This is a genomic window from Selenomonas sp. FC4001 (assembly GCF_000701565.1).
In the GTDB taxonomy this organism is placed as follows: Bacteria; Bacillota; Negativicutes; order Selenomonadales; family Selenomonadaceae; genus Selenomonas_A; species Selenomonas_A ruminantium_B.
Genome location: NZ_JNJF01000016.1, coordinates 1 through 24,795 on the forward strand (window position 1 = coordinate 1; position 24,795 = coordinate 24,795).

The 24,795-nt window shown below is 46.2% G+C and carries 16 protein-coding genes and 1 pseudogene; 12 read left to right on the forward strand and 5 right to left on the reverse strand.

Going from position 1 to position 24,795, the window contains the following annotated elements; genetic code table 11:
* A pseudogene (locus T320_RS14225) lies at positions 1-1,082 on the forward strand (IS256 family transposase); the annotation flags it as partial.
* 384 nt (positions 1,083-1,466) lie between these two features.
* Here the strand turns inward: T320_RS14225 and T320_RS13990 are convergent.
* Positions 1,467-4,172 (reverse strand): tail fiber protein, encoded by a 2,706-nt coding sequence (locus tag T320_RS13990; RefSeq protein ID WP_051608670.1) that lies wholly within the window; start codon positions 4,170-4,172, stop codon positions 1,467-1,469.
* 347 nt (positions 4,173-4,519) lie between these two features.
* Here T320_RS13990 and T320_RS13995 point away from each other — a divergent pair, with 347 nt between their 5' ends.
* The 3 genes from T320_RS13995 to T320_RS08080 are packed head-to-tail and all read left to right on the forward strand — an operon-like array spanning position 4,520 to position 7,753.
* Positions 4,520-6,244: a KAP family P-loop NTPase fold protein gene (locus tag T320_RS13995; protein WP_051608671.1), complete on the forward strand. Its 1,725-nt coding sequence runs from the start codon at positions 4,520-4,522 to the stop codon at positions 6,242-6,244.
* A gap of 27 nt (positions 6,245-6,271) precedes the next feature.
* On the forward strand, positions 6,272-7,543 hold the full coding sequence (locus T320_RS08075) for a PDDEXK-like family protein (RefSeq protein WP_037354711.1): 1,272 nt from the start codon (positions 6,272-6,274) through the stop codon (positions 7,541-7,543).
* A gap of 6 nt (positions 7,544-7,549) precedes the next feature.
* Positions 7,550-7,753: a hypothetical protein gene (locus T320_RS08080; protein ID WP_037354713.1), complete on the forward strand. Its 204-nt coding sequence runs from the start codon at positions 7,550-7,552 to the stop codon at positions 7,751-7,753.
* 103 nt (positions 7,754-7,856) lie between these two features.
* Here the strand turns inward: T320_RS08080 and T320_RS08085 are convergent, their stop codons facing one another.
* A complete protein-coding gene (locus tag T320_RS08085) occupies positions 7,857-8,105 on the reverse strand; it encodes a hypothetical protein (RefSeq protein ID WP_197019396.1) in 249 nt (82 codons plus the stop codon).
* A 584-nt stretch (positions 8,106-8,689) separates the two neighbouring features.
* On the opposite strand from T320_RS08085, the gene T320_RS08095 reads away from it, so the two are divergent.
* The gene (locus tag T320_RS08095) at positions 8,690-10,114 is read left to right on the forward strand and encodes an IS4 family transposase (protein ID WP_037354720.1); all 1,425 of its coding nucleotides are present in this window, start codon (positions 8,690-8,692) and stop codon (positions 10,112-10,114) included.
* A gap of 338 nt (positions 10,115-10,452) precedes the next feature.
* Here the strand turns inward: T320_RS08095 and T320_RS08100 are convergent, their stop codons facing one another.
* The 3 genes from T320_RS08100 to T320_RS08110 form a co-directional block, all read right to left on the reverse strand.
* The gene (locus T320_RS08100; protein ID WP_037354722.1) at positions 10,453-10,704 is read right to left on the reverse strand and encodes a hypothetical protein; all 252 of its coding nucleotides are present in this window, start codon (positions 10,702-10,704) and stop codon (positions 10,453-10,455) included.
* 166 nt (positions 10,705-10,870) lie between these two features.
* Positions 10,871-11,287, reverse strand: a complete 417-nt coding sequence (locus T320_RS08105; RefSeq protein WP_037354725.1) for a hypothetical protein — start codon at positions 11,285-11,287, stop codon at positions 10,871-10,873.
* Between the two features lie 204 nt (positions 11,288-11,491).
* On the reverse strand, positions 11,492-13,186 hold the full coding sequence (locus T320_RS08110; RefSeq protein ID WP_037354727.1) for a CHC2 zinc finger domain-containing protein: 1,695 nt from the start codon (positions 13,184-13,186) through the stop codon (positions 11,492-11,494).
* A gap of 987 nt (positions 13,187-14,173) precedes the next feature.
* On the opposite strand from T320_RS08110, the gene T320_RS08115 reads away from it, so the two are divergent.
* From T320_RS08115 to T320_RS08145, 7 genes are all read left to right on the forward strand, one after another.
* Positions 14,174-14,383 (forward strand): helix-turn-helix domain-containing protein, encoded by a 210-nt coding sequence (locus T320_RS08115; protein ID WP_037354729.1) that lies wholly within the window; start codon positions 14,174-14,176, stop codon positions 14,381-14,383.
* Positions 14,384-14,399: 16 nt separating this feature from the next.
* The gene (locus T320_RS08120) at positions 14,400-15,029 is read left to right on the forward strand and encodes a DUF1819 family protein (protein ID WP_037354730.1); all 630 of its coding nucleotides are present in this window, start codon (positions 14,400-14,402) and stop codon (positions 15,027-15,029) included.
* Between the two features lie 20 nt (positions 15,030-15,049).
* Positions 15,050-15,604 (forward strand): DUF1788 domain-containing protein, encoded by a 555-nt coding sequence (locus T320_RS08125; RefSeq protein WP_037354732.1) that lies wholly within the window; start codon positions 15,050-15,052, stop codon positions 15,602-15,604.
* A 29-nt stretch (positions 15,605-15,633) separates the two neighbouring features.
* Positions 15,634-19,182, forward strand: coding sequence for a BREX system P-loop protein BrxC (gene brxC, locus T320_RS08130; RefSeq protein ID WP_037354735.1), 3,549 nt, complete (start codon positions 15,634-15,636; stop codon positions 19,180-19,182).
* A 15-nt stretch (positions 19,183-19,197) separates the two neighbouring features.
* Entirely contained in the window at positions 19,198-22,737 is a 3,540-nt protein-coding gene (pglX, locus tag T320_RS08135) for a BREX-1 system adenine-specific DNA-methyltransferase PglX (RefSeq protein WP_037354737.1), read from the forward strand.
* Between the two features lie 117 nt (positions 22,738-22,854).
* Positions 22,855-24,123: an AAA family ATPase gene (locus T320_RS08140; RefSeq protein WP_037354739.1), complete on the forward strand. Its 1,269-nt coding sequence runs from the start codon at positions 22,855-22,857 to the stop codon at positions 24,121-24,123.
* On the forward strand, positions 24,123-24,761 hold the full coding sequence (locus tag T320_RS08145; RefSeq protein ID WP_037354741.1) for an HNH endonuclease family protein: 639 nt from the start codon (positions 24,123-24,125) through the stop codon (positions 24,759-24,761). The genes T320_RS08140 and T320_RS08145 overlap by 1 nt, the downstream gene beginning before the upstream one ends.
* Positions 24,762-24,795: the final 34 nt, after the last annotated feature.

Below are 24,795 nucleotides of genomic sequence, written 5' to 3' on the forward strand. Positions count from 1 at the left end.
CTGGGCTATACATCTAACGACCACGGCAGCAAGAATACAGACAATCGCCGCAATGGCTATATCGACAAGACCGTTCGAAGCAGTTTTGGTGAAATCCCCGTCAGCGTTCCTCGTGAGCGGGACGGCTCCTTTGAGCCACAGGCTATTCCTAAGCGTTCGAAGGATATTACAGGCATCGAGGATAAAGTCCTTTCCATGTATGGCCGTGGGATGAGTCAGCGTGACATATCCTCGACCATTGAAGATATTTACGGATTCAGCCTGTCGGCGGAAAGCATTTCCAACATCACCGACCGTGTGCTGGAAGAAGCTGAAGCCTGGCAGAATCGCCCGCTTAAGCCCTTCTACACATTTATATTTGTAGACTGTCTTTATGTCCCTATCCGGCAGGAATACGAAACGAAAAACTGTGCTGTCTATGTAATTCTTGGCTATGATTTGGATGGCATCAAGGATATTTTAGGCTTGTGGATTAGCGACACTGAAGGAAAGCATAACTGGATACAGATTTTTGATGAAATCAAGGTTCGCGGTGTCGAAGACGTGGCGTTCATCAGCATGGACGGTGTTTCCGGCTTGGAAGAAGGAGCAAAGGCTATTTTCCCTCAGGTTGTGGTACAACGTTGCATCGTGCATCTCATCCGCAATTCCATTAAGTACATCCCTTCCAAGGATTACAAAGAATATACCGCCCAGCTTAAGAAAATCTATGGTGCTGTCAACCTCAAGGCAGCTATTGCCAAATTTGACCGATTTAAAGAAGCTTGGAAACATTACCCTGGAGCCGTGGGCGTATGGGAGCGAAATTGGATGCACGTGGGCTTTTCCATTATGGCAGTGCTGTACGCCGCGTGATGTATACTACCAACGCTATTGAGAGCGTTAATTCCAGCTTTCGGAAAGTCACCAGAAAAGGTGCCTTCCCCCATGAAAACGCGGTTCGCAAGATTCTCTATCTGCGTATTCTGGAGCTATATAAAAAATGGCAGGGACATCCCATTATGCGGTGGTCTATGGTACGGAACCAGCTTGCTGTAGATGACAAAATCCAGGCAAGGATGCTAAAATACGAGCAATATTAAGGTTTCACTACATAGAAAAGGCGGCCCTTTCGGACAATGTCATTAAGTTAAGCCCCAACCTCGTAAAACAGTCCCCTCTTCCGTTTGGAGGGGGCTTTTTTTATTGTCCTTGTTTAGCGGACATTTAACGAGGAAGATGGAAGCCGTTTCGCTATTGTCGAAAATCACTCCCCACCGTCACAAAACTCAGTCACCATCTTGTTGAATTTCGAGACCCCACATACGCACATGCGGGGGGCTATTTTTATGCCTGTATTGACCTCAGCAGGAAAGTTTTGGGGAGGAGAATCCGCTTGCCGAAAAGGAACGCCTATATTGGGCATTCGAAAAGGGAGCCGACGTCGTTATTGACGTTGACTCCCTTTTGAGTGTGGAGAATTATATTTACTTCTCGGTGGTATCGGAGAAACCAATCTTAGCCATCAAGCCGTCTACCTTCGCCATAAGGGCGTTGTAGGCAGATTCCAGAACAGAGTTCTTCTTGGAGAGTTCCGAGACCTCGCCCTTCAAGGATTCGTTGCTTTCGTTAAGCTCCTCAACCTTATCCCGAAGCTGTTCTTCGGTCATGCCCTCGATTTCGGAGGTCTGTCCGAACCGCTGGGAATAACCGAGACCGAACATGTTATCATTATAGCCCAGAGAGCCAGAGGCACTTATCATGGACTTAGCGTTCGGACGATAGAATACGCCTGCGGCAGTGGCGGTTTTGTCTTTGTAAGTACCAACAGCCACCGATACGGATACCTTATCGTTTCGGTTGTATTCAAGCGGGTGCAGATTAGCCATAGCAGCGGCCCCGGCAGCGACCTCACTGACATTGCCTGTCAGCTTGGTGTTCAGGTTGGAAATGCTGTTATGGAGCTGGCGACCATTCACAGCGTCGAGGCTGTTAGGCCCGATTTCGCCATCGGCTACGTTGCGAACCTTGTGTCCGTTGGCATTGATACCGTTTTCGTCAATATATCGCTCGCTGCCAATGTTGAAGCTCTTGCCGTAGATGTCTCCGTCTACAACAGAGTCACCATAAACATAGGAGTTCCCGCCAACAGTAAGGTTCTTGGCAATAGTTACGTTATCCCAAAAGGCAGCCGCCTCTTTAGCAAAGAATCTGCCATCAAGAATAACATCACCGTGGACAGCCATATTCTTGTCTACTTCGACATTGCCCTTGAAATGGGAATCTCCATCAATCAGCAGGTCTCCCTTGCCGTGAATGTTTCCGCCGATTTCAGCGTCGCCCGTGGTGTTTATCTTGCCATCAACGTAGATGTCCTTGGTTTCCATAGGCTTGTTGACGATAATGGTATCTCCAGAAGTGTCAATTCCATCAATGGCAAGAGTGATGTTTCCAATTTCTGTTCTTGCCAGCTCTCGAATGACGTCCTTGCCGTCTTCAGTAATGTTATCGAGACCCACATTTGCCTTGGTCTTGGCAACCTCGTCCGTATACGTCTTGGCATAGGTCTTAGCTGCGTCCGTCACAAGGTCGGTATAGGATTTGGCATGGCTCTCAGCAGCATTAGCCTTATTTGTAGCATCGGCTTTGGCATTAGCCTCGGCAGCGTTCGCTTTGTCGGTTGCGTCTTCTTTGGCACGGGCTTCTGCTTCGGACACTTTCTGGGAAGCGTCTGCCTTGGCAGCTTCTTCAGCAGCCTTGGCTTTACTCTCGGCGTCAGCTTTCGCTCTGTCTTCTGCGTCGGCTACCTTTTGGGCAGTATCCGCCTTAGCGTTTGCTTCTGCCTGATTGGCTTTGTCCGTGGCGTCCTGCTTTGCACGGGATTCAGCGTCCGACACCTTCTTTTCGGCGTCAGCCTTGGCATTCTCCTCGGCTTCTTTTGCTTTATTAGCAGCTTCTTCCTTTGCCCGAGCTTCTGCGTCGGCTACTTTCTGGGAGGCGTCGGCAATAGCCTCTTCCTTGGCCTGTTTAGCCTTCTCAGAGGCGTCTTCTTTCGCTCTATCTTCTGCTTCTGATACCTTGCGGGCAGCGTCTTCTTTAGCATTAGCTTCGGCTTGGCTTGCCTTATCCGAAGCGTCCTGCTTGGCTCGTTCCTCGGCGTCAGCTACTTTTTGGGAAGCGTCCTTTATTGCGTCTTCCTTTGCTTGATTGGCTTTATCGGCAGCGTCCTGTTTAGCCCTCTCTTCTGCGTCCGATACCCTCTGTGCAGCGTCATTGATGGCATCCTGCTTGGCTTGATTAGCTTTTTCCGTAGCGTCAGCCTTCGCCTGCTCCTCTGCTTCCGTAATACGGTTAGCCAGTGCGGTATCCGCATTAGCACGGTTTTCTGCTTCTGCTGCAATGGCGTCCTCATTAGCCTTGGTCTGGGAATCCAGTGCCGTTAAGTTGTCCGCTGTGGTATTGTCTTTCTTGACATAATTACCGTCAGCAGGACGTAACTCGTTATATGCAGTATCGCCAGAAATTGTATCAGTATCGCCCGCTTGGATTTTACCGTCTCCGCCATCTGCCGTTTTTGTAGCCTTGATGTAATAACGCATTGTCAGAGAGTTTGGCTGTACAGTATCGGATTTACCATAAACTTCACTACTACGAGAAGCGTCGAACCAAACCTGGTGTTCTGCATATCCGCCCGAGCCTGTCCAACTCGGAACATGGGAAACGTAACCATCGTCGCCTCTTTCTCCGGGATTGACTTCATAAAAAGGGTCAGTAGACTGGTGTGCTACTCTTGCTGCATACCAATCAATAGGAGCTTTGCCTTCAATATTTGGCAACCCTGCTTCCTTGTATTCTCCGGCTTCCGTGCTTCCTTCAATAAATCTGCCGTCTGTCAGATTAGGAAGGTTGAAGGTGGTTTCGCCATCGCCAGCACCATATTTGGTGCCAATCTCGGCGAACAACTCTGCATACTCAGTACGACTCACAGCCCGTCCGTCGCAAAGCAAATAGCCCTTGGGGTCGCTGTCTTTGGCAAAAGCGGATACTTCACCAACAGAAGAGTTTGTTGACGCCTCCACAATAGCAACGGCTCCAAAGTCTGTCAGCAGGGTATCTATGCCTGCTGCTGGACTAATGGCTCCCAGCACCGCCAGCGTTAATGCTAATTTTTTCTTCAAACCGTTCTTTTTCATAAAAAATCTTCCTTTCCTTCAAAAAGAACCTTTTCCTGTCTGGGTTCAGATTCTAGCTTCTAAACCTCGTTGCTCCAAATATAGCAAAACTCCATAGGACTTTTGGCCCGCAGCTTGCTTGGCTAACTGGTTTTGGTCTCTCAAGTAATGACCTTGCTTCTGGATAAGCCCGCATACACTCTAGGATTGGGGCTATTTTGCCCATTAGGAGAGTTTTGAGGAGGAGAATCCGCTTGCCGAAAAGAATATACTAGAACAAAAGTTGTTCTAGCTTTTGACAGGCGGTTTGAGCCTGTCAGCGATTTAATCGAACAGATAGACTAATAATCGTACATGGAGGGATATTCATGAGTAATGTAGGCGTAACAGACGTCCCACTGCTGAGCATGGACGAGGACTTGTTTTCCGTAAAGCCTTACGTTACGGGGCTAAGCAGTTTCATAAACACCTGTGAAACGCCAATGACCATTTCCATCCAAGGAGACTGGGGCAGCGGCAAGACAAGCATGATGAACATGATAAAAGAGAACATGCTTGATACTGTCTGGCCTATCTGGTTCAATACATGGCAGTTCTCCCAATTCCGTATGGGCAATGGCTTGGCCTTCTCCATGATTGATGTCCTGATAAAAGGTCTGGGTGGCAAGAAAAATGTACTGTCTACCGTTGCCAAGGGCGTTCTGGGTTTTACACGCAAGGTAGCTTGTGTAGCCACGGACGCTGTTGTTGGCGGAGAAGCAGCAGGCATGATTAGGGATGTTACCACCCCGACCGAGGACGTGGACGTTGCTCAAGAGATATTACGCCTGAAAGAGAACTTCCAAAAGTTGGTTGATGAGAAACTAGCCAAAGAGAAAAAGAACCGTGTGGTAATATTTGTAGATGACCTAGACAGGCTGGAGCCAGCCAAAGCCGTAGAGCTTCTGGAGATTCTGAAGCTGTTCCTTGACTGCAAAAACTGCGTGTTCATACTTGCTGTGGATTATGAGGTGGTTACGACCGGGATACGGGAGAAGTACGGGGATAACGTAAGTGCCCAAAAAGGAAGGAACTTCTTCGACAAAATAATACAGTTGCCATTCAAGATGCCCGTCGCCCATTATTCCGTAAGCAAATATGTCGGCGACATGATGAACAAAATCGGAATAAGCGTCGAAGGCAATGATAATGAGCTGTTTACGGCTCTTATCAGGACATCCATAGGATTCAACCCCAGAGCAATGAAACGATTGTTCAACACCTATCAGTTGTTGGATTTTGTATCTCGTGGAACCGTGATGAACATTCCGAACAACATCAGGCAGAGGATATTGTTCACAGTGGTCTGCTTGCAGACTGGCTTCGAGGAGCTTTATACCTATCTGGTTTCAAACGATGTTGACGCACAAATTCTACAGGAATTATCGGGGACTGGCGACAACGACGATATATTCGATGAAATCCTCCCCAAGGATACTCCAGTAAATATGCTCCAAGAAAAGAGGGCCAGCATACAGAGATTTATGCCCCACTTCATAAAGGCCCTGCAAATAGATGATGATGAGACCGTATCGGAAGAAGAGCTACGCAACTTGCGGGTAATCCTAAAGAGTTCCTCCATAACGTCCACAAACAGCTTGGAAGCGTCTGCAATGGAAGATGAGGTATGGATTAGACGGAACTACAGCAAAGATATTATGAAATCAGTATGCGAGAAAATACACGACTTAGAAAACTTCAGAGTTAAAATACCAAGGAAAAGAGACGAGAAAGGAATGCTCCCCACCCATGCCTATTGCTGCGTAGACAGACAATCCGCCAACGGGGTGAAATATACTCTGTCCTTCTATATAGACTGGCGTCCCGACAACATGATTGAACTGGGGGCCGAGCTGGCAAGAGCTGACAACCACAGCGTTCAGGAGTTTCGTGATATGATGGGCGAAAATCCCCTGAATATGAAGAAGAAACCCGCCTTCTGGGATTGGGGCGGGTACTGGTATAAAGACCTGATGTGCTTCAACAGGAACGACTACACCATAGAGCAGCAAATCATAGACCTGATAAGGAATATTGTCGCTGGTCTGAAGTAGGCAATCCAGAAAGGAGGCTGTTTCCGTATGGTCAGCCAAATGCTTGATTATGTATGCAGAATGCTGGACAAAGACGAGAAGGAAAAATTATACGACGTCTACAATGTGCTGGGGATAAGCACTAAGGAAGTAATAATGTGCAGGTTTATCTGCGATATTATAGACCCGCACGGGAAGCACAAAAAGGGCGACAAGTATTTAAGGGAGTTCCTGAAGCTGGTGTTGAAGATTCCTCCAAATGACTTGGACGAATACTTGGATGGAGCTAAGGTCTATAAGGAATATCCTATACACGACAAGTATTTGGGCAAAGACAGGCGGATAGACCTAGTTATATGCAACGCCAAGCATTTTATCCCCATAGAAGTCAAAATATATGCGGAAGAGCAGGAAGCCCAGTGCCTTGTCTATTACGACTACGCCAAGGAACAGGACAAGGACGCAAAGATTTATTACCTGACCATACATGGTACTCCTCCGTCCGATTATTCCCAGAAACTTAGCAGGAAAGGTCTGGATTTAAGCGTAGACCTTGATGACTTGGTGTGCATTTCGTTTGCAAGAGATATTCTGTCGTGGCTGAGATATATTGCTGATAACGAAGATGACTTGCTGATGCGACAGAATATCAGCCAGTACATGTATGCCGTAAAGAACTTTGCTGGGAGGTTTGACGTCGTGGAAAGAGGCAGGATTATAGATGAATTGCTGAGCGACAAGGATAAACTCATCGCTGGGATTGAAATAAGCAACACGATAGATGATGCCAAGACGAAAGTCATGGAGAATATGTTCACGGCCCTCGAAAGGGAAATGGCGGGCCTTGCCAGCGAATACCATTTGGAGAAATTAGGCAAGGATTCGTTCGTTTCGTGGGAAAACCTAGTTGGCAACTACTACAAAACGGCAAGCGTCTATCCGGGGATAAACTACCATCTGAAGGACATTGTTACCTCCACAGGGGTTGATGTCTGGCTTAGAATCGAGATATTCAACAATCTCTTCGTCGGGTTTTGTGTAACACGCAACGGGGAACAACTGAACGTCAAGGACGTAGACAAAGCCGATTTGGACAAGATTTCCGCCGTCCTATCCATAAAGCCCATGATGAACGAGAGCTGGTGGCTGACGTATGAATATCTGCCAAGTGGCGGTGGCAGTGCCTCTGATGAGACTCCAGATTTTAGGAGATTCAACGACACAGCTATAGCCTTATCCGACAGCGAAACCCTAAACAGATTTTGCAGCAAGTCTGTGGCAACGATAAAAAGGAGCCTTTTGGAGAAAATAAGGAGATGAATCTTTATGGTGGTGGCAGAGCAAGGGTGTATTATCGTAGAAGATAAGGGAACACTTATGAAATACAAGAAGAAATGTGAAAAATGTGGATTTGTTGAAACAGGTGGAGGCACATTAACAACTGCACCGAGAAAGCACCAAAAGAGAACCTCATCCTTCAAGTGCCCCAAATGCAAAAACATGCAGAAGGTTGTAATTGGCGGGGCGTAATTATTGGGTATGCCCCAGAAATAAGGCCTGAACGACAAAGGACGCTATCCCCTGTGAATGAGGATAGCGTCCTTTTTATATTTATACGAAGACGAAAGAGAGCTTACTTCTGGCTTGCCTCTTTGAGGGACGCCAGTTCTGTTGCAAGACCATCAACCTTGGACATGAGCTGTCTGTAAGCCTTCTCCATGTCAGCGTTCTTGGCGGTCATCTCGGCAAACTTCTTTTCAAAAGTAGCGTCCTTGACCTTCATGGCTTCGTTGTCTGTCTCAAGGGCTCTGTTCTTTTCTAAGAGATGATTGTCTGTATGAAGAGAACAAATCGCCATAACGAGTTTCCAGAAGCCTGCCACAAGCTGTTTTATGCTAAATCGTTCATAAAAAAGGTGTACCCAATTTCTACATAAGAATACAAAATATGATATAATAATATAATTTTAGGGAACAAGAATCATAATCTATATATATGTCATAATCGTCTGATAAAGAACAACATATTGATTTAGTTAGATTGCTTACAGATTGCAAATGGGGATTATGCTCCATAACGCCCAACAAATTCTGTAAAATTTCACAAAAAAGCGAACGTAAAACGTGTCTAAAGCGTCCTTAAAAACCCTGCTCGGAAGCCTGCCAAAAAATTTTTGTTGAGAAAAACCACAGCATATAGATAGTCAAGACAAAAGATTATCTGTATATTGTGGTTTTTTCTTTGTCTCAAAAATTTTTTAGACGCAATTTTTCTTTCCCTGCACGAATTTGCTCGTAGGGGTAGCCACATCCTGTATGATGAAAGCCACAAATCCGAGCGGGAAATCCGCATAGAAAAACGTCGTCAAGCTGATGTATAGCTTCTTATATAAGATGGAGTACTCGATAGGAAACCATGGCCTATGAGCAAGCTCTGGCTCTGATATGAAAGGAGGCATTGACCGTCATGCAGGAACGTGAACTGAACGCAATGGACGCCCTCAATACCTCCATTTCCCATATAGCGGAGAACATCGACCGTTACAGGAAACAGCCACAGCACTTCACCCGCAAGAGCAAACTGCCGTTTGGGAAGCTCGTGAAGGTCATGCTCAATATGCAGGGCAACAGCCTCAACGCTGAATTGCAGGAGGCATTCCCAGAGCTTTCCGAGAGGATGACTGCCTCTGCCTATGTTCAGGCAAGAGACAAGCTGTCCCTGCCTGTCTTCGAGGATTTGCTGTCTGACTACAACCAATCTGCCCCGAAGAAGCTGTTCAACGGAAAATACCGCCTGTATGCTATTGACGGCTCGGACTTCCAAACGCCGTGGAATCCGAAGTCGGCTTTTGTCGTGGACACGAACAAAAGAAACGGAGAGTCTCTTAAACCTCACTGCCAGATTCACGGCAATATTATGTATGACATAGCTTCTTGTCAATATATGGATTGCGTATTGCAGCCCAGAAACTCTTGGGACGAGAGAGCTGCTGCCTTGAAAATGATTGGGCGTATGCCCAAAGACGACCCGTCCATTATTATCATGGACAGGGGCTATGAGAGCTATAATCTAATCGAGACGCTGAACCGCACGGCAAACAGCCATTATGTCATTCGGGTGAGAACGAATGACGGTTTTAAGGAAATCAGCAATCTTCCCGATGAAGAGTGCGACATGGAGATTGCTATTCCAGTGACTACTTCGTATGCAGAATATATGAAAAGGCGTTCTGCTGGAGAAACGGTCTACAAAATCAACGCCCCCAAGCGACACAACAAAGAAACCCGTTCCCCAAAAACAGTAACCCAGCGATGGGATTTTGAAGACAGATGCACAATCAAATTCCGTGCCGTAAAGTTTCTCATAAACGACCCGGACACGGGGAAGGACGTCTGGGAGGTTCTGGTTACGAACCTCAACAGGCTTGAATTTCCTGTTGCCAAAATGAAGGAGCTTTACCACATGCGTTGGGACATCGAGACGAGCTTCCGTGACATGAAATATTCCCTCGGTGGTATTCACTTCCACAGCAAGAAGGACGAGGCTGTCCAGATGGAGATTTATGCCCGTCTCATCATGTTCAATGTTGTGGGGAGGAATATCATAGCGGCTGAGAAATGGGAAACAGCTCAAGCAGAGGCGACAAAACAGGCTGTAGAAGACACAGAAAATCCTGTTGTCGAGAAAAACGCCACGAAATATCCATATAATATCGACTTCAAGATGGCGTGTCTGTCCACACGCAGATTCTTCAGGCTGCACATCAACGAGCCGATAGAAAAACTGTACGAGGAACTACTCAAATACAAGCAGCCCATCAGGCAGGGACGGCAGGATGAGCGGAACGTGAAGATAAAGTCTGCCGTTGCCTTTGTCTATCGAGTGGCGTAACCACACTGCAACTGAATAGGAATACCCTTCAGGGGAGTTCAGGATATGGGGGCTGCCCTGTTTGGTGTGCCTAAATCTTAATGATTTCTGGTGTCTATACTCCATTATCGGGATGGAGGCGGCAAAACATAGCCCCAAAAGAACCAAAAAAGAAGTCTCCCATGCTTGGACTTGGGGTGTCCGTGCATGGGAGACTGTTTTGATGCCTTAACTTAATGGCTTATGGCGTAAGAAAGAGGTCAGAACGAAATCTGACCTCTAACTTAATGACATTGCCCTTTCGGACCGCTTTTTCTTATGGTAAAAAAACTTACACACTTATCTTGACAAACTCTATATCATGCGTGCAAACCATATTTCTTTAACATTTCGTTAAGTACTTCTTTAGGGGGATGGCTGCTACGACATGGGCCACAGTTCCTTTTGGCATACTGAGCTTCTTTTTTCGCTTTTGCCCTAATCTTTTTTTTCCTCCCAGGAGTGTACTCAAGTCTTCCTCCCATTGATTGCCCTACAGCGGTGCGTATTTTGCTCATAGTCATAAAATCTCCTTTCTTGAGCTTTTTAAAATAATTCGTCTCTATAAACATAGCAAAACTTCCCATATTTCCTAAATTTTTTCTTATAAAAAAAGGACAACCGGCGTCTCTATCCGTTCGTCCCTTTTTATTAGGAATTCAGACAACTATTAAGCGAAGTCATGCTACCACAATCGACTCTACTCCTCACCTACCTGGCTAGCTTCTATGCTGACTGCTATGACCTCCCCCATTTCCAAACGCCTCTCATTGGTGACCATATATTACTGCTATCGCTCCGTTTACCATGCTCGAAACGTGCTGACCTTGCTTCATTGAAAGCAGAAAACATCCGTTTTACATCCATTTTCGATAAGTCATGGTCTGGTCTCGCTAAGGCAGGATTTCCCTGATTGTTAACAAAGATTCCCTCTACATATCCATCCTCATCCACGGTATCATAAGCATAGTACAGTTGGTCTAGCTTCCCAAATTTAGTCAACACATCTAAATAATCAAAAGCATCATCTCCTTCCCAAAGAGGAATATCTTGCACAACGTAAAGAGGATGATACTTAGAAAAGGCCCATATCTTTTCACGACTATCATCATCCATTTCTCCCTTTACCTCGACATAAAGTGTGCTAAAATTCATATCTTCCCATACTTTGTCTCCATCTTCAGGATAGCCTGTCCTGGTAGTGGAAAAAGAAATAGCCCGCCAAGGTAATATAAGCCTGACGAGCTATTATGAGCAAGTATGTGAAAACTAGAGAACTGCCGTGTACCGAACGGTACGCACAGTGGTGTGAGAGGAAAAATGGTCAAATAATGGTCAGCCTTCCTTTCGATTTTTAGATTATGCACTTCTACGCCGTTTTGAGTTGTATTCATAACCCTGAATGCAACAAAGATATTCGACAGCATCTTGATAAGAACACCCGTTAACGTATCGCACTAAATCGATAGAATCTAATCCTTTTCCATCATTGCAGCAATGGCAAAGGTATCTGTCGTGGTCACCATTGTGATAAATGGAGGCCGAAGGGTGCTTGTCTTCATGCCCGGGTAGGATACAACGGAATGAGGATGAGGTATCGATATGAAGCCAATCGGACATACTGATAGAGCGAGCAATGTTGCGAGCCTCATCTTTGTCAGTAATTGTCTTCTTTAGTGCTGGAGCAGAGGAAGTGTTTAGGCTTTTAATGTTGGTGATGCTTTCCGAAGGCTTAGAGCAAGTGCTCGTCTTGTCGCTGAAGGAAACCACTTTTTTAGACGATTTCTGTGCCTTTTTAGGAGCAACCGAGGGATATTTTTCTAAGTAGCTGTTGCAAGAGGATGTAATGCTATCAGCATAAACATCAAGAATGGCTTCAAAATCTTCGACACCATGTCGAACAGGATTTCCCTTAATGGCTTTTACTTCGAATGGAGAAAGCCTTTCGTCTGCTTTTATCCACATTGTGCCTGGATATCTCATTACTCGGCTGGCATCTCTGACCATTTTGTCAGCGATAGAAATGATATCAATCAGCTTAAGCTCGATTCGATTCCATTCTTCTGCAGAAATATTCATTCCACAAGCCCAGTATATATGATAGCCATTTCTTGTCTCCACAATCAAGGTTGGCGTAGCTTTATCTAGTGCTGTAAGCACTGTTTCGCACATATACTGCTTGCGTGCTCTGACTTCGTTATCATCAAAATATCTCCCATGTTCATCTCTTCCGGCGTCGATATCGATAAACCAGCTCCGGAATTCTGTTATGTCTTTGTTGGATGGTTTTTTGTCAAAATATTTTTCAGAACCATTCACTAAGTAGTAAATGTCCGTATCCATGCTAACTGGAGAAGCAATCATGCCGATGTTTTTTTTGTAGGTCATTGGTTCGTTTCCTCGTAAGATATATTCGTTAAATATATCTATTGGATTCGGTGAAGTATCTTCATTATCCTTGATAAGTGACGGCTGATTGCCTTTTGTATCAGACGATGTAATTCGTCCTTCTTCTAAGGCAACGAGATAAGCAAGGTCTCGCCTTGCCATATCTGTCAGATAAGGTGATATGGATTCGTGAAATAGCTTATAAGTCGAAGGACTGATACCCCCGTCTTTCATTCCAAAAAATGGATTGATGACAAAGTGTCGATACGTCTTGCTCTTATCCCGAACATCGTTCTCCTCGATTTCGGCGATGATTTTTTTCGCAACGAGTTTATCATAGAATTTTTTGAAAGTACCTCGGTTGCAAATATCAATAAAATCCATCAGCTGTTCGTATCCATCGATAGGAACTTGGTGATGCGAATTGGTATCCCACCTGCACACAACATTATTATTGTTGATGTTATGTATGAGCAAAAAGGTTCTTCCAATGTCGGTGATGTTACCTTCGAATAATTCGTAGAAGTTAACCCGTTCCCAAAATCTTACGGCGTTTGTACGATGCCAAATCTTGTACTTCCCGGTTTTTTCATTCCAGTATTTTACTGTTTTTGTGTAAATTGCTTTGCCGAAAAGATTTTTTTCGTAGCAGTGGTTGTGGTTCATGATAAATTCTCCTTTTGTGATAACCATTTTTTTTTGAGTGAGGCCCTCTGAACAAAAAATAGCAAAAAGTATAGCTTAAACTGGAAATAATATGAAAAAATTTTAATCGCGAAAGAACACTTATAAATAATAAAAATACAGATACGGTGGTGAGTGTCAACGCAACGTTTCATTGGAAGTTCGGTGATGCGTAAAACGTATGGGCTTTGGATAATAACTACCGACATTACGTCATCAACGGTGCTTCGCAGAGGTGTCGATAATAAGTGGTTGTTCATGTTCTTTGTCGTTTCAACAAGAGGTCATGTTCAACGACTGAACAAAATACAAGCAGATTTGTTCAGTCACTGAACATGACCTCGAAGTGCCGTGGAGCCCCGTGGTTACTGGCTTTGCGTGGGATAATGATGTCAAAATTTGCGAAGAGTTATCTATAAGTAATATAAGAGAACATTCAGTACTAAGCCAATATGCCCAAGATGGTTCTTTACGAACACCAACACTAATCCCCCCAGGGAGTTCTTTGGATGGTCCCCATTGAAAAAATTGCCCGAGAGGGAGGGAGGGGCTCCCCCTCATCTTGGGCACTATTTAGAAGTATGTACAGTAAGCCAAAGGTAAGTTCAGGAAACAGACATTCAGGTTCGATGAAAAATAAAATGTTCTTCAGCAGACCCAAAACACACGGTTCTGTTGTCGTTGGACAGAACATCGTCTAATTGGCCGTTCGAACGGTTGAGCGAACAACAAAGAACGCCGTTCGTTCGATTAGAACAGCGTTTTATTTCAAAACGACGTTTTTCCGACGAACGGAAACGGTTCGATGCCATAAAAAACACTATCGACGAACCAAAAAACGGTTCGATGCCGTAATGATGAGGTAACGAGCTCTTTTTCTAGGTTTTCAATCAATATCGATTGAAAATGTCGTAATTTTCTTGTATAATGGTACCGTGGTGTTTATCTGTTTTATGGAGATATGTCTTAATGGAAAACGTATTAGATAAAGTGATGACGGCTACAGAAGCTGCACAGCTGTGGAATCTGGCTCCAATAACGGTCAGACAAGCTTGCACTGGTTACGCCAAAGCACCAGCCAGGTTTACGGCGACAGAGGCTAGGAAGTCAGGTAATACATGGCTTATCAGTGTCGATGGCATGGAGCGGGTATTTGGCAACAAGAGAACGAACGATTGATTTACTGGAGGTAGCAATGCCGGAGAAAACGGACAGGGCACTGAAGGCTGCCAGCCCGTACAGTGCTGTGATAACAAGAGAACAGTTTTTGTTCTATGAGATGAGAACGACGGCCAAACTGGTTCTGGAAGGACTGGGCAAGGAGGACATCATTGCCCGTGTTCTGGAGGATAATTTGTTCCAGTATCCTACAGAGAAGTCAGTTCGTCGTATGGTTCAGACCTGCCTTAGACGTCTTGATTCTATGGGGGATGATTCCTTGGTGTCTGCCATTGCCAACGAACCGAGTGACGTGGCCAAACAGGTGTGTCTCTACGCCATGATGCGGCAGTACCGTTTGGTCTGGGACTTCATGCTGACCGTTGTAGGGGAGAAGTATCGGAAATTGGACAGTTCCTTCAGCAAGGTGGACGTGAACGGATTTTTTCTGCGTTTGCAGGAACAGGACGATTGGGTGGCTGCATGGAGCGATAGTACCATCGCCAAGGTGCGACAGGTAATCGTCAAGACTTTGGTGGAGAACGAGTATCTGGACAGCCCCAAGGCAGAACGGCTGAATCCGGTACTGATTAGTCCTCTTTTGGAGAATGCCATTCGGGCTGCGGGGCAGGAGATAGCTCTGCCTGCATTCAACTGCCTGAATTAAAGAGAACGGAGAACATATAGATGAACGATTTGAACGAACGCCTCGATGACTTGAAGCGTCTTATCCAGAGCCAGGAGTTCCTGGAGGGGAAAGGCCTTTCCAACGAGGTGAATATACGCATCTTCTGCTACGAGCCTCAAAAAGAAATGACGGTTCGCCATTTTACGGAGAAGCTGGTCAGTGACAGCAACCTCGCCTGCCGTTTGAAGGAGTACAATCTGTATAAGGTTTTTCTCTCCATCTGCGATGACAAGCGGATTACGTCGCGTATTCCTCAGCAAGAAGAGAAAAAGGGAACCAAATTCATATTGGGACAATTGACGAGAATGGCGAACAATGCTGCATTCATCGAAAAAATGAAGGAAGAGCTATCGGATGATGATGAGGTTATCCTGCTTACAGGCGTCGGTGAGGTATTTCCCTTCATTCGGGTTCATGACCTTTTGGAGGCCATGCAGCCGCACTTTAACAGGCCAATACTGGTTATGTATCCAGGCAGCTTTGATGGCCGCTATGTGAGGCTGTTCGACAAGCTGACGCCAAACCCGTATTATCGAGCATTTAACGTTGTATAAAGAGAACTGGAATTATAGGGAGAAGTAACATGAGAATCGAGAACATGTTCCAAGAGGACATCAACCGCAAAATCAACGGCGTGGTCAAGGTTGACCAGGATGCTAACGATGTTCTGGTGCAGGAACTGAATGAATACGTCATTACCAAGGAACTGAAGAAACACTTCATCACGTTCTTCAATAACTATGGTGACTCTTTTAACGAGAGAACGTCAGACATCGGCGTGTGGATTTCCGGGTTCTTCGGCAGTGGTAAATCCCACTTTCTGAAGATGCTGTCCTATCTCTTGGAGAACAGGGAAGTGCAGGGGGAGCGTACGGTAGAACGTTTCCGCAAGAAGTTTGCGGATGACCCTGCCACCTTCATGCTGATAGACAACGCCACCAAGGGACATACCGATACGATTCTTTTCAATATCGACATAGAAGGCTCCATCAACAAGGATAAGACTGCTGTACTGCGGGTGTTCGCCAAGATGTTCTATAATTATCTGGGCTTCTACGGGGAGAACTTGAAAGTAGCCAAACTAGAGCAGTTCATTGAGCGTCAGGGCAAGACGGAAGAATTCCGTCGTGTCTTCGAGAAAAAGAACGGGGAAAGCTGGCTCAACTCCCGGGATGCTTTTGCGTTCTTCGAGGATGATGTGGTGGAGACGCTGCAGGATGTCCTGGGCATGAGTGAAAGTGCTGCCCAGAACTGGTTCAACGGCACGGAGGAAGTCGAGACTTCCATCGCCCAGCTTGTTTCGGAAATCAAGGAATATGTGAATGCCCAGCCGGAAGACTTCCGTCTGCTTTTCATGATTGACGAAGTGGGGCAGTATGTCGGCGGTGACACCGACCTCCTTATCAACCTCCAGTCCTTGGTGGAGAAAATTGGCAGCGAGTGCGAAGGCAAGGTTTGGGTGGTCTGCACCGGTCAGGAAGCCATTGACGAAATCATCAAGGCCCGTGAAAACGAGTTCTCCCGTATTCAGGCACGTTTCAAGACCCGTCTCTCCCTGTCTTCTGCTTCAGCTGATGAGGTTATCCAGAAGCGTATCCTCCTCAAGAAGGATGAGGCAAAACAGGAGCTGGAGGAGGTCTATAAGAAGAACGATTCCGTCCTCCGCAATCTCTTCAGCTTTTCCGAGGCTATTAAGGACATCAAGGGATATAGCGGCAGCACGGAATTTGTCCGCAATTTCCCCTTCGTGCCCTACCAGTTCATTCTGATGCAGAAGGTCTTTGCAGAAATCCGCAAGCATGGCAATTCCGGCAAGCATCTGTCCGGCGGTGAACGCTCCATGCTGTCTGGTTTCCAGGAGGCGGCCCAGAAAATCGAGGCCAAGGACGAGTACGCCCTGGCTCCCTTCCATCTGTTTTATGATACGGTGCATACCTTCCTGGACAGCTCCATCCGTCGGGTTATCGAACGGTGCGAACGGGCTGCCGAAAGCGGCAGCGGCCTTGAGCCTCAGGATGTAGATGTGCTGAAACTCTTGTACCTTATCCGCTATGTAGATGATGTAAAGGCGAATATCGATAACATTGTCATCCTGATGGCTGACGATATCCGCATGGACAAAATCAATATGCGTGAACAGGTGCGGGCTTCTCTGGAGCGTCTCCTCAGTCAGAACTATATTGGCCGCACCGGGGAAGTCTACAACTTCCTCACCGATGAGGAGCAGGACATTCAGCGGGATATTTATCGCAACACCGAGGTTGCCACGGCGGAAATCGTCTCCCGCATCGGCAGCATGATTTTTGGTGACATCTACACCACGAAAAAGGCAAAATACGGCCAGTATAACTTCCCCTTTGACCAGAAGGTAGATAATACGGGGATTGGGGCCAGCAATGGCGGTATGCTGCTGCAAATCCTCACCGTGGCCACGGACAAGGTGGAGAAGACGGCTCTGCGTCTGACCACAGATTCCGTAGGAAAGGCAGTGGTGGTGCTGGCGGATACTTCCTATTACGAATCTCTGGAAAACGCCATGAAGATTCGCAAGTATGTGAAGCAGCGTAACGTGGCCCAGCTGGCCAAATCAGTGCAGGATATTATCCGCGGCCATCAAGACGAAGCGACAAAATATGAACAGGAAGCCAGAGAAGAACTGAAAAAGGCCATTGAAGAGGCTGAGTTCTATGTGGCTGGCGAACATATCGAGATAAAGAACGGCAGTGCCGAGCAGAAACTGAGTCAGGCTCTGGAGTATCTGGTGGCCCATGTCTACAGCGAGCTGAATCTTATTGGCAAGAATGCCGACACGGAGGCAGATATTGCCGCTGTCCTGAAAGGGCAGGACAATTTCCTCATAGGCGAAGACCCCAACGGCGGGGCAGCCGCCAAGATTGAGGAATATCTGGAGATGCAGGCCAATCGCAAGCTGCCCACCACCATGGCAGATGTCCAGAGCAAATATCAGGCGGTGCCCTTTGGCTGGCAGGAAATCGACATTGCCTATGTGGTGGCAAGACTTATATGCGACCAGAAAGTTACCATCAAATACGGTGGTGCAACCATTCAGCCCACCAACCCCAAGCTTATCGACATGCTCCGCAAGAAGAGCGAAACAGGCAAGACCAGCATTGCCAAGCGTATGGTGGTTTCTGCCCAGAAAATCCGTACCGTAAGAGAACTCCTGCGGGATTACTTCGACGAAATGGATGTGCCGGAGGACGAAGACGGTCTTGTCCTGCATATTGTGGAGAAATTCTCCCAGGAAAAGGCTCATTACGAAAGCCTGCTCAGCCGTTATGGCAGCCACAAGTACCCGGACAAGCTCAAGGTGGCTAATGCCGTAGAAACTATGAATGACATCCTCGCCCAGCAGAAGGATAATCAGGCCCTTATCGAGTATGTCATCAAGAAGGAAGATACAATCTTCGACTTGAAGGAAAAAATGCAGAAGGTTGAGGCCTTCTTCAAGAATCAGGCAGCACTTTTCGATGAAGCCGTGAAGTATGAGAAAGACCTGTGGGCTGACCGTGAACATATCGAGAAGGATGAAGAGGCAAAGCAGGCACTGGATACCATCCGTCTGATTACCCTTATACCTGCCAGCGGCAGCTTTAACTACAGCCGTATCCCGGAACTGAACGGTTTGCTCGCTGCTGTCCGTACCAAGCATGGTGCCATGCTGGAGCAGAAGCGTCAGGAAATATCCGCCAATGCGGACGAGTGCTTGAAGGAAATCCATGACGAATATGAGGACTATCCTCAGGCCAGGGGCATTTTCCTGGAGGCAGAGAACTACTTCAAAGACAAGAAGGAGCGTCTGGCTGACATCAAGGTGCTGACCATGCTGGATGGCCAGATTCCCACAATGTGGATGAAAAAGGACGATTATCTGAATCGGATAGAGGAACTGAGGAAGAAAGAGGAAGCATCCCAGATGGTGCGGGAAACTCCGGCAACCCCGGAACCTCCTGTCAAGAAACCGAAAAAGAAGGTCAAGCCAATCTCCAGATGGCAGATGTTCCCCAAGCGTACTATCGAGACCGACGAAGATATTGATGAATATGTGGAGAACATCCGCAAACGCATGAAGACCATGCTGAAGGATTGCGATGGCATCCAGCTTGACTAAAGGAGAAACGAGATAATGGATAAGAATGCGATAAAGAAATATGCGGTTTGGGCAAGGCGGGAGCTAATCGAGCGTGTCTCCCAGCGGGCACTTCGCTTTGGCATCACGGCTGACGGCAATGCTGACCCTAATGCAGACAGCGTTGAGGGGTATTTGCTGTCTGCTGTGGAGAAGAAGCAGCGTGCAGCTCTGATAAAGAAGGTAGAGGAACACGGCTACGAACAGGTCTTGGAGGAAGCCGCCTATACCTGGTTCAACCGCTTCGCCGCTCTCCGCTTTATGGAGGTCAACGGCTACCTGCCCTCCCATGTGAGGGTATTCACCAATGATGCAGGGGAATTCAAGCCCCAGATTCTGGCAGAGGCTATCCACTTGGAGCTGGATGGCCTGAACATGGACAAGGTCTATGAGCTGAAGGATGCCAATAACACCGAGGAACTTTATCGCTATCTCCTTATTGTCCAGTGCAATGCCTTGAGCAGCATTCTGCCGGGGATGTTCCAGCGTATCGAGGACTACACGGAACTGCTGCTACCGGAGAACCTGCTCCGGGAGGGCAGCGTCCTCCAGCAGATGATTGAGCTTATCCCCGAGGAAGACTGGCAGGAGCAGGTGCAGATTATTGGCTGGCTCTACCAGTATTACAACACGGAGCCGAAGGATAAGGTCTTTGCTGACTTGAAGAAGAACATCAAGGTCACCAAGGAAAAAATCCCTGCTGCCACCCAGTTATTCACCCCGGACTGGATTGTTCGCTATATGGTGGAGAACAGTCTGGGCCGTCTGTGGCTGGAGGGGCATCCCAATGATACCCTGAAGTCCACTTGGAAGTATTATCTGGACGAGGCAGAGCAGGAAGAAGAGGTGCAGAAGCAGCTAGACGAGATTCGCAAGGGCTATGCCAATATGAAACCAGAGGAAATCAAGGTCATTGACCCCTGCATGGGCAGTGGCCATATCCTCTGCTACCTCTTTGATGTTTTGGTGCAGATTTACGAGGACTATGGACATACGGCTCGTGAGGCAGTGGAGGGGATTCTGACCAATAACCTCTATGGCCTTGATATTGATGACCGTGCAGCACAGCTGGCTTATTTTGCGGTGATGATGAAGGCAAGACAGTATGACCGCAGATTCTTTAGCAGGGGGATTCAGCCCCATGTGATGGCAATACAGGAAAGTAATGGTCTTACCAAGTGGTCTGATATGACTATTGGTATGAGTGGCGAACAGCTTAATCTTGACAGCATGTATGTGCAAATGGCAGATTACCTGATAGAGAAGTTCCAAGATGCCAAGGAATATGGCTCTATTCTGAACGTAGAGGACAAGGATTACCATGCCTTGTTGGAGTTTGTGCAGAACTTACATGAAAACAGTACACTTGACCTATCAATGGCAGCTTGGCTGGGAGAAGTGACGGATAGACTGCCATTACTCGTGGAACAGGCATGCATTATGGGGCAGAAATATGATGCTGTGGTGACCAATCCTCCGTATATGGGCAGTAACAATATGTCAGTTGATTTAACGGCATTTATGAAGAAGAATTATCCTGATAGCAGGTCAGACCTTAGCTCTGCTTTTATGGAAAAAACGATAGCTATGTGTAAGAAATTTGGCTATATGTCCATGATAAATATTCCGGTATGGATGTCAAAATCTAGTTTTACTGAATTAAGAAGGAAAATATTGCAATATCACACATTTGTTACTACATTGCATTGTGGCAGAGGCATTTTTGGTTCTGATTTTGGTACGGTAGTGTTTGTTGTTCAAAATAATCATACAAAAGGATATTTAGCAGACTTTAGAATGCTTTTTGATGAAATGGGAGCTGTTGATTCTTTAGAGCAGAAAGAAAAATGGTTTTTTGAGGGAAAGGGAAAATTTATCACAGAACCAGATAAGTTCTTGAAGATAGCGAGTTATCAAATAGCTTATTGGATAAGCAGAAAGTTCCTAGATATTCTTAATAATAATAAACCATTATCCGAGTATGCAGCTCCACGCAAGGGGTTAACGACTGGAGATAATGAACGATTTACGAGATTGTGGTATGAAGTATCGTATGACAAAATCGGAATTAACGGTAAAAAGAGTAAAAAATGGTTTCCTATGACAAAAGGAGGAGATTTTAGAAGGTGGTATGGTAATAATGAGTATATTGTTAACTGGGAAAATGATGGTTATGAAATAAGGAACTTTAAGGATGAAAATAATAAACTAAGGTCAAGGCCACAAAATATACAATATTACTTCCACGAAGGTATTTCTTGGAATGATACAACTGCATCTGGAAAAATTGCATTTAGATATCAAAATTCTGATTATATTTTTAATGCATCTGGACCATGTGTGTTTGCCGAAAAAGGCTTGTGGTATTATTTCGGGTTATTGAACTCTATTGTATCTCAAAAACTTCTTGAAATACTAGCTCCTAATATGAAATTTGAAGTTGGACAAATGGCCTTGGTTCCTATAATAAAGTCTGATAATTATAATGTGGATTGTATCGTAAGAGATAGTGTAGCATTGGTAAAAGCAGATTGGGATTCTTTTGAGAAATCGTGGGACTTTATTAAGCATCCATTACTTAATACAAAGCACAAAGTCATTTTTTTGAACAATGTGTATGAATTATATAAGCAAGAGTTTAATGCTCGATTCTCTAAATTGAAATCCAATGAGGAGGAACTGAATCGTATATTCATCGAAATCTATGGCCTTGGTGAAGAACTCGCTCCAGATGTTGACGATAAGGATGTAACCGTAGCCCGTATCTATGACACCAAGGAAGAAATCCCTGACTCTATAAAGGGGAACAACTACGTCCTCACTAAAGAAGACGTGATAAAGTCCTTTATCTCCTACGCCGTAGGCTGTATGTTTGGCCGTTACTCCCTTGATGTGGAGGGGCTGGCCTACGCCGGCGGCGAATGGGATGACAGCAAGTACAAGACCTTCCTGCCGGATAGGGACGCCATTATTCCTATCTGTGATGATGAATACTTCGAGGACGACATTGTAGGCCGTTTCGTAAAGTTCGTGGAAGTGGTCTATGGCAAGGACACGCTGGAAGAGAACCTCCAATTCATTGCCGATGCTCTGGGGGGCAGGGGGACTTCCCGTGAGGTTATTCGCAATTACTTCGTCAGCGGTTTCTACACTGACCATGTGAAGACCTACAAGAAACGCCCCATCTATTGGCTCTTTGACAGCGGCAAGAAAAACGGCTTCAAGTGCCTTATCTATATGCACCGCTACCAGCCGGACACCCTCGCCCGTATCCGCACCGACTACATCCACGAGCAGCAGTCCCGCTACCGCACCGTTATCGAGAGCCTTGAGCAGCGTATCGCCGCCGCAGGCTCATCCTCCGAGAAGGTGAAGCTCACCAAGCTCCTGAACACCCGTCAGGCCCAGGCCAAGGAGATAAGGGAGTACGAAGAAAAAGTCCACCACCTGGCCGACCAGATGATAAAGATTGACCTGGACGACGGCGTGAAGCACAACTACGCCATCTTCAAGGATGTGTTGGCGAATATAAAATAACCGTAAATGGTTATTTTATCTAGTCCCTTTAGGGGCGAAGATTAAGTGATGTGCTGCATAAGAAAAATCCGAGACAGTGTCTCGGATTTTCAAAGCTACGAAGGGAAGGTGTTATGGATGAATGATTCGTTTGTTGCGAAGATAAGTATAAACAGAGTAAGAAATATAAAGGATACAGTCATTGAACTGTCTGATACGGAAGCCAAGAATCTTATCATAACCGGGCCTAATGGCAGCGGTAAGACCAGCCTGTTGGAGGCATTGCGGCTGAATATCACCAATAGGCTGAAATGGGACAGCGAGGTGGTGACGTTAGGGGATAATCCCTTAAAGAATCAGTTCCTTATGGGCAAGGCAACTGTAGCTGATGATGCTGAGGTAAAGGATAGTATTGAGGTTATATTGAACCCGCCTGAGGATGAGGAGCTAAGACGACGTATATCTGAAATATCGGGGATAGATGTAGACTTCAGCAATTTTGATAAGATGAGGGAAGAATATCTCCAAGGGAAATTCATAGTCTCCTATTACAAAGCTGAACGGGAATATGATATAGCAAGCCAGAAGGGAACAAGGAAAGTAGACCTGAAGGATGCCTATACCGTAAGCGAATCACCGGGAGAGGATTTTGTCGAGTATATTAAGACGCTTATCATTCAGGAGAATATGTATCGCAACCAACAGGAGAATGCGGTATTGGTGGAAGGCCTGCGGCAGCGGGTGGAACGTGTCAAGGAGATGCTGCGGAATATCTATGACAATGAAGCCATAGATTTCGACTTTGACATTGCCAACATGAACCTGCGTATCAAGGAGCCGGAAAAGCAGCCGTACGGCTTCAACGAGCTGGCCAGTGGCTATGCAGCGATTCTTTCTATTGTCCTCGACTTGATGATGCGGATGGAGAAGAAGGTAACGGATGCCTACGACCTGCCAGGGATAGTCATGATTGATGAGGTGGATGCTCACCTGCATCTTGCCATGCAACGCAATGTCCTCAAGAATCTGACGAAGCTGTTCCCAAATATCCAGTTTATCGTAACCACCCATTCCCCCTTCGTGCTGAGTTCGGTGGATAATGCGGTTATCTACGATTTGGGCAGGAAACAGCGTGTCGGCAGCGAAGCTGGTTTGTCCAAGCTGCCTTATTCTGGCATTGTGGAGGGGTATTTTGGAGCTTCGGAGCTTTCCGCCCAGCTGAAAAAGGATTTTGAACGCTATAAGGAGCTGGCCAAAAAGGATGAACTGACTGATGACGACTATGAGGAACTGGGGAACCTGGAGAACATCTTGGATGATATTCCAGATTTCCTTGCCCTGGGCATCATGGCAGACTACAGGCAGATTCAGTCCGAATTGCAGGCAAGGGAAGAGGGGAAGGCGTAATGGTAAAGTGCGAACGAACCTACCCGGCTCCTGAATCGCTGGCCAAAAGGAAGTCCTACAATGAACCAGATGTAACGACTGCATTGAAGGCGATATTTCATGATAAGTGTTATGTTTGTGGAACTAAGAACCTTCAGGACCCAGTGGTTGAGCATCGGATTTCCCATAAAGGCAATGCGAATTTGATGTATGACTGGGATAATCTCTTCTGGTCCTGCCCTCACTGCAATCTGTGGAAGAATCAGAAGGAATTTGAGACAGACGTGATTGACTGCTGCCACGAAGACCCGGAACAGCATCTCAGATGCTGCTATGACCCTTTTTCCAGTATGGTGGTTGTGAAGGCCAGAGATAAGGAAACATCGTCTGTTGTGACGGCAAAACTTTTGGAAAAGGTCTTCAACGAGGCGAATACTGGCATCAGAATTATTGCTCAGAGTCGGCGGATGCAGGACTTGAAGCAGGAGTGGGACATATTCCAAAAGCTGCTTCGTGATTATCGGAAGGACAAATCAGCTTACACGAGAAGAAAGATTCGTGCCAGACTGAGCACGAAGTCGGCCTTTGCGGCCTTTAAGCGGGATTACATCCGGGAGCATCAGAGTGAATATAAGGAATTTCAAGAGCTTGTAAGTTGATATGGTTGGATGCAAAATAAATGTTGGAGGAATA

Excerpts from the sequence above, each read along its gene's own strand:
- T320_RS08145 (WP_037354741.1), top strand. The coding sequence starts at position 24,123 with ATGGTAAAGTGCGAACGAACCTACCCGGCTCCTGAATCGCTGGCCAAA.
- T320_RS13990 (WP_051608670.1), bottom strand. The coding sequence starts at position 4,172 with ATGAAAAAGAACGGTTTGAAGAAAAAATTAGCATTAACGCTGGCGGTG.
- T320_RS08120 (WP_037354730.1), top strand. The coding sequence starts at position 14,400 with ATGCCGGAGAAAACGGACAGGGCACTGAAGGCTGCCAGCCCGTACAGT.
- T320_RS08105 (WP_037354725.1), bottom strand. The coding sequence starts at position 11,287 with ATGAATTTTAGCACACTTTATGTCGAGGTAAAGGGAGAAATGGATGAT.
- brxC (WP_037354735.1), top strand. The coding sequence starts at position 15,634 with ATGAGAATCGAGAACATGTTCCAAGAGGACATCAACCGCAAAATCAAC.
- T320_RS08075 (WP_037354711.1), top strand. The coding sequence starts at position 6,272 with ATGGTCAGCCAAATGCTTGATTATGTATGCAGAATGCTGGACAAAGAC.
- T320_RS08095 (WP_037354720.1), top strand. The coding sequence starts at position 8,690 with ATGCAGGAACGTGAACTGAACGCAATGGACGCCCTCAATACCTCCATT.
- T320_RS08080 (WP_037354713.1), top strand. The coding sequence starts at position 7,550 with ATGGTGGTGGCAGAGCAAGGGTGTATTATCGTAGAAGATAAGGGAACA.
- pglX (WP_037354737.1), top strand. The coding sequence starts at position 19,198 with ATGGATAAGAATGCGATAAAGAAATATGCGGTTTGGGCAAGGCGGGAG.
- T320_RS13995 (WP_051608671.1), top strand. The coding sequence starts at position 4,520 with ATGAGTAATGTAGGCGTAACAGACGTCCCACTGCTGAGCATGGACGAG.
- T320_RS08125 (WP_037354732.1), top strand. The coding sequence starts at position 15,050 with ATGAACGATTTGAACGAACGCCTCGATGACTTGAAGCGTCTTATCCAG.
- T320_RS08140 (WP_037354739.1), top strand. The coding sequence starts at position 22,855 with ATGAATGATTCGTTTGTTGCGAAGATAAGTATAAACAGAGTAAGAAAT.
- T320_RS08110 (WP_037354727.1), bottom strand. The coding sequence starts at position 13,186 with ATGAACCACAACCACTGCTACGAAAAAAATCTTTTCGGCAAAGCAATT.
- T320_RS08100 (WP_037354722.1), bottom strand. The coding sequence starts at position 10,704 with ATGTTTATAGAGACGAATTATTTTAAAAAGCTCAAGAAAGGAGATTTT.
- T320_RS08115 (WP_037354729.1), top strand. The coding sequence starts at position 14,174 with ATGGAAAACGTATTAGATAAAGTGATGACGGCTACAGAAGCTGCACAG.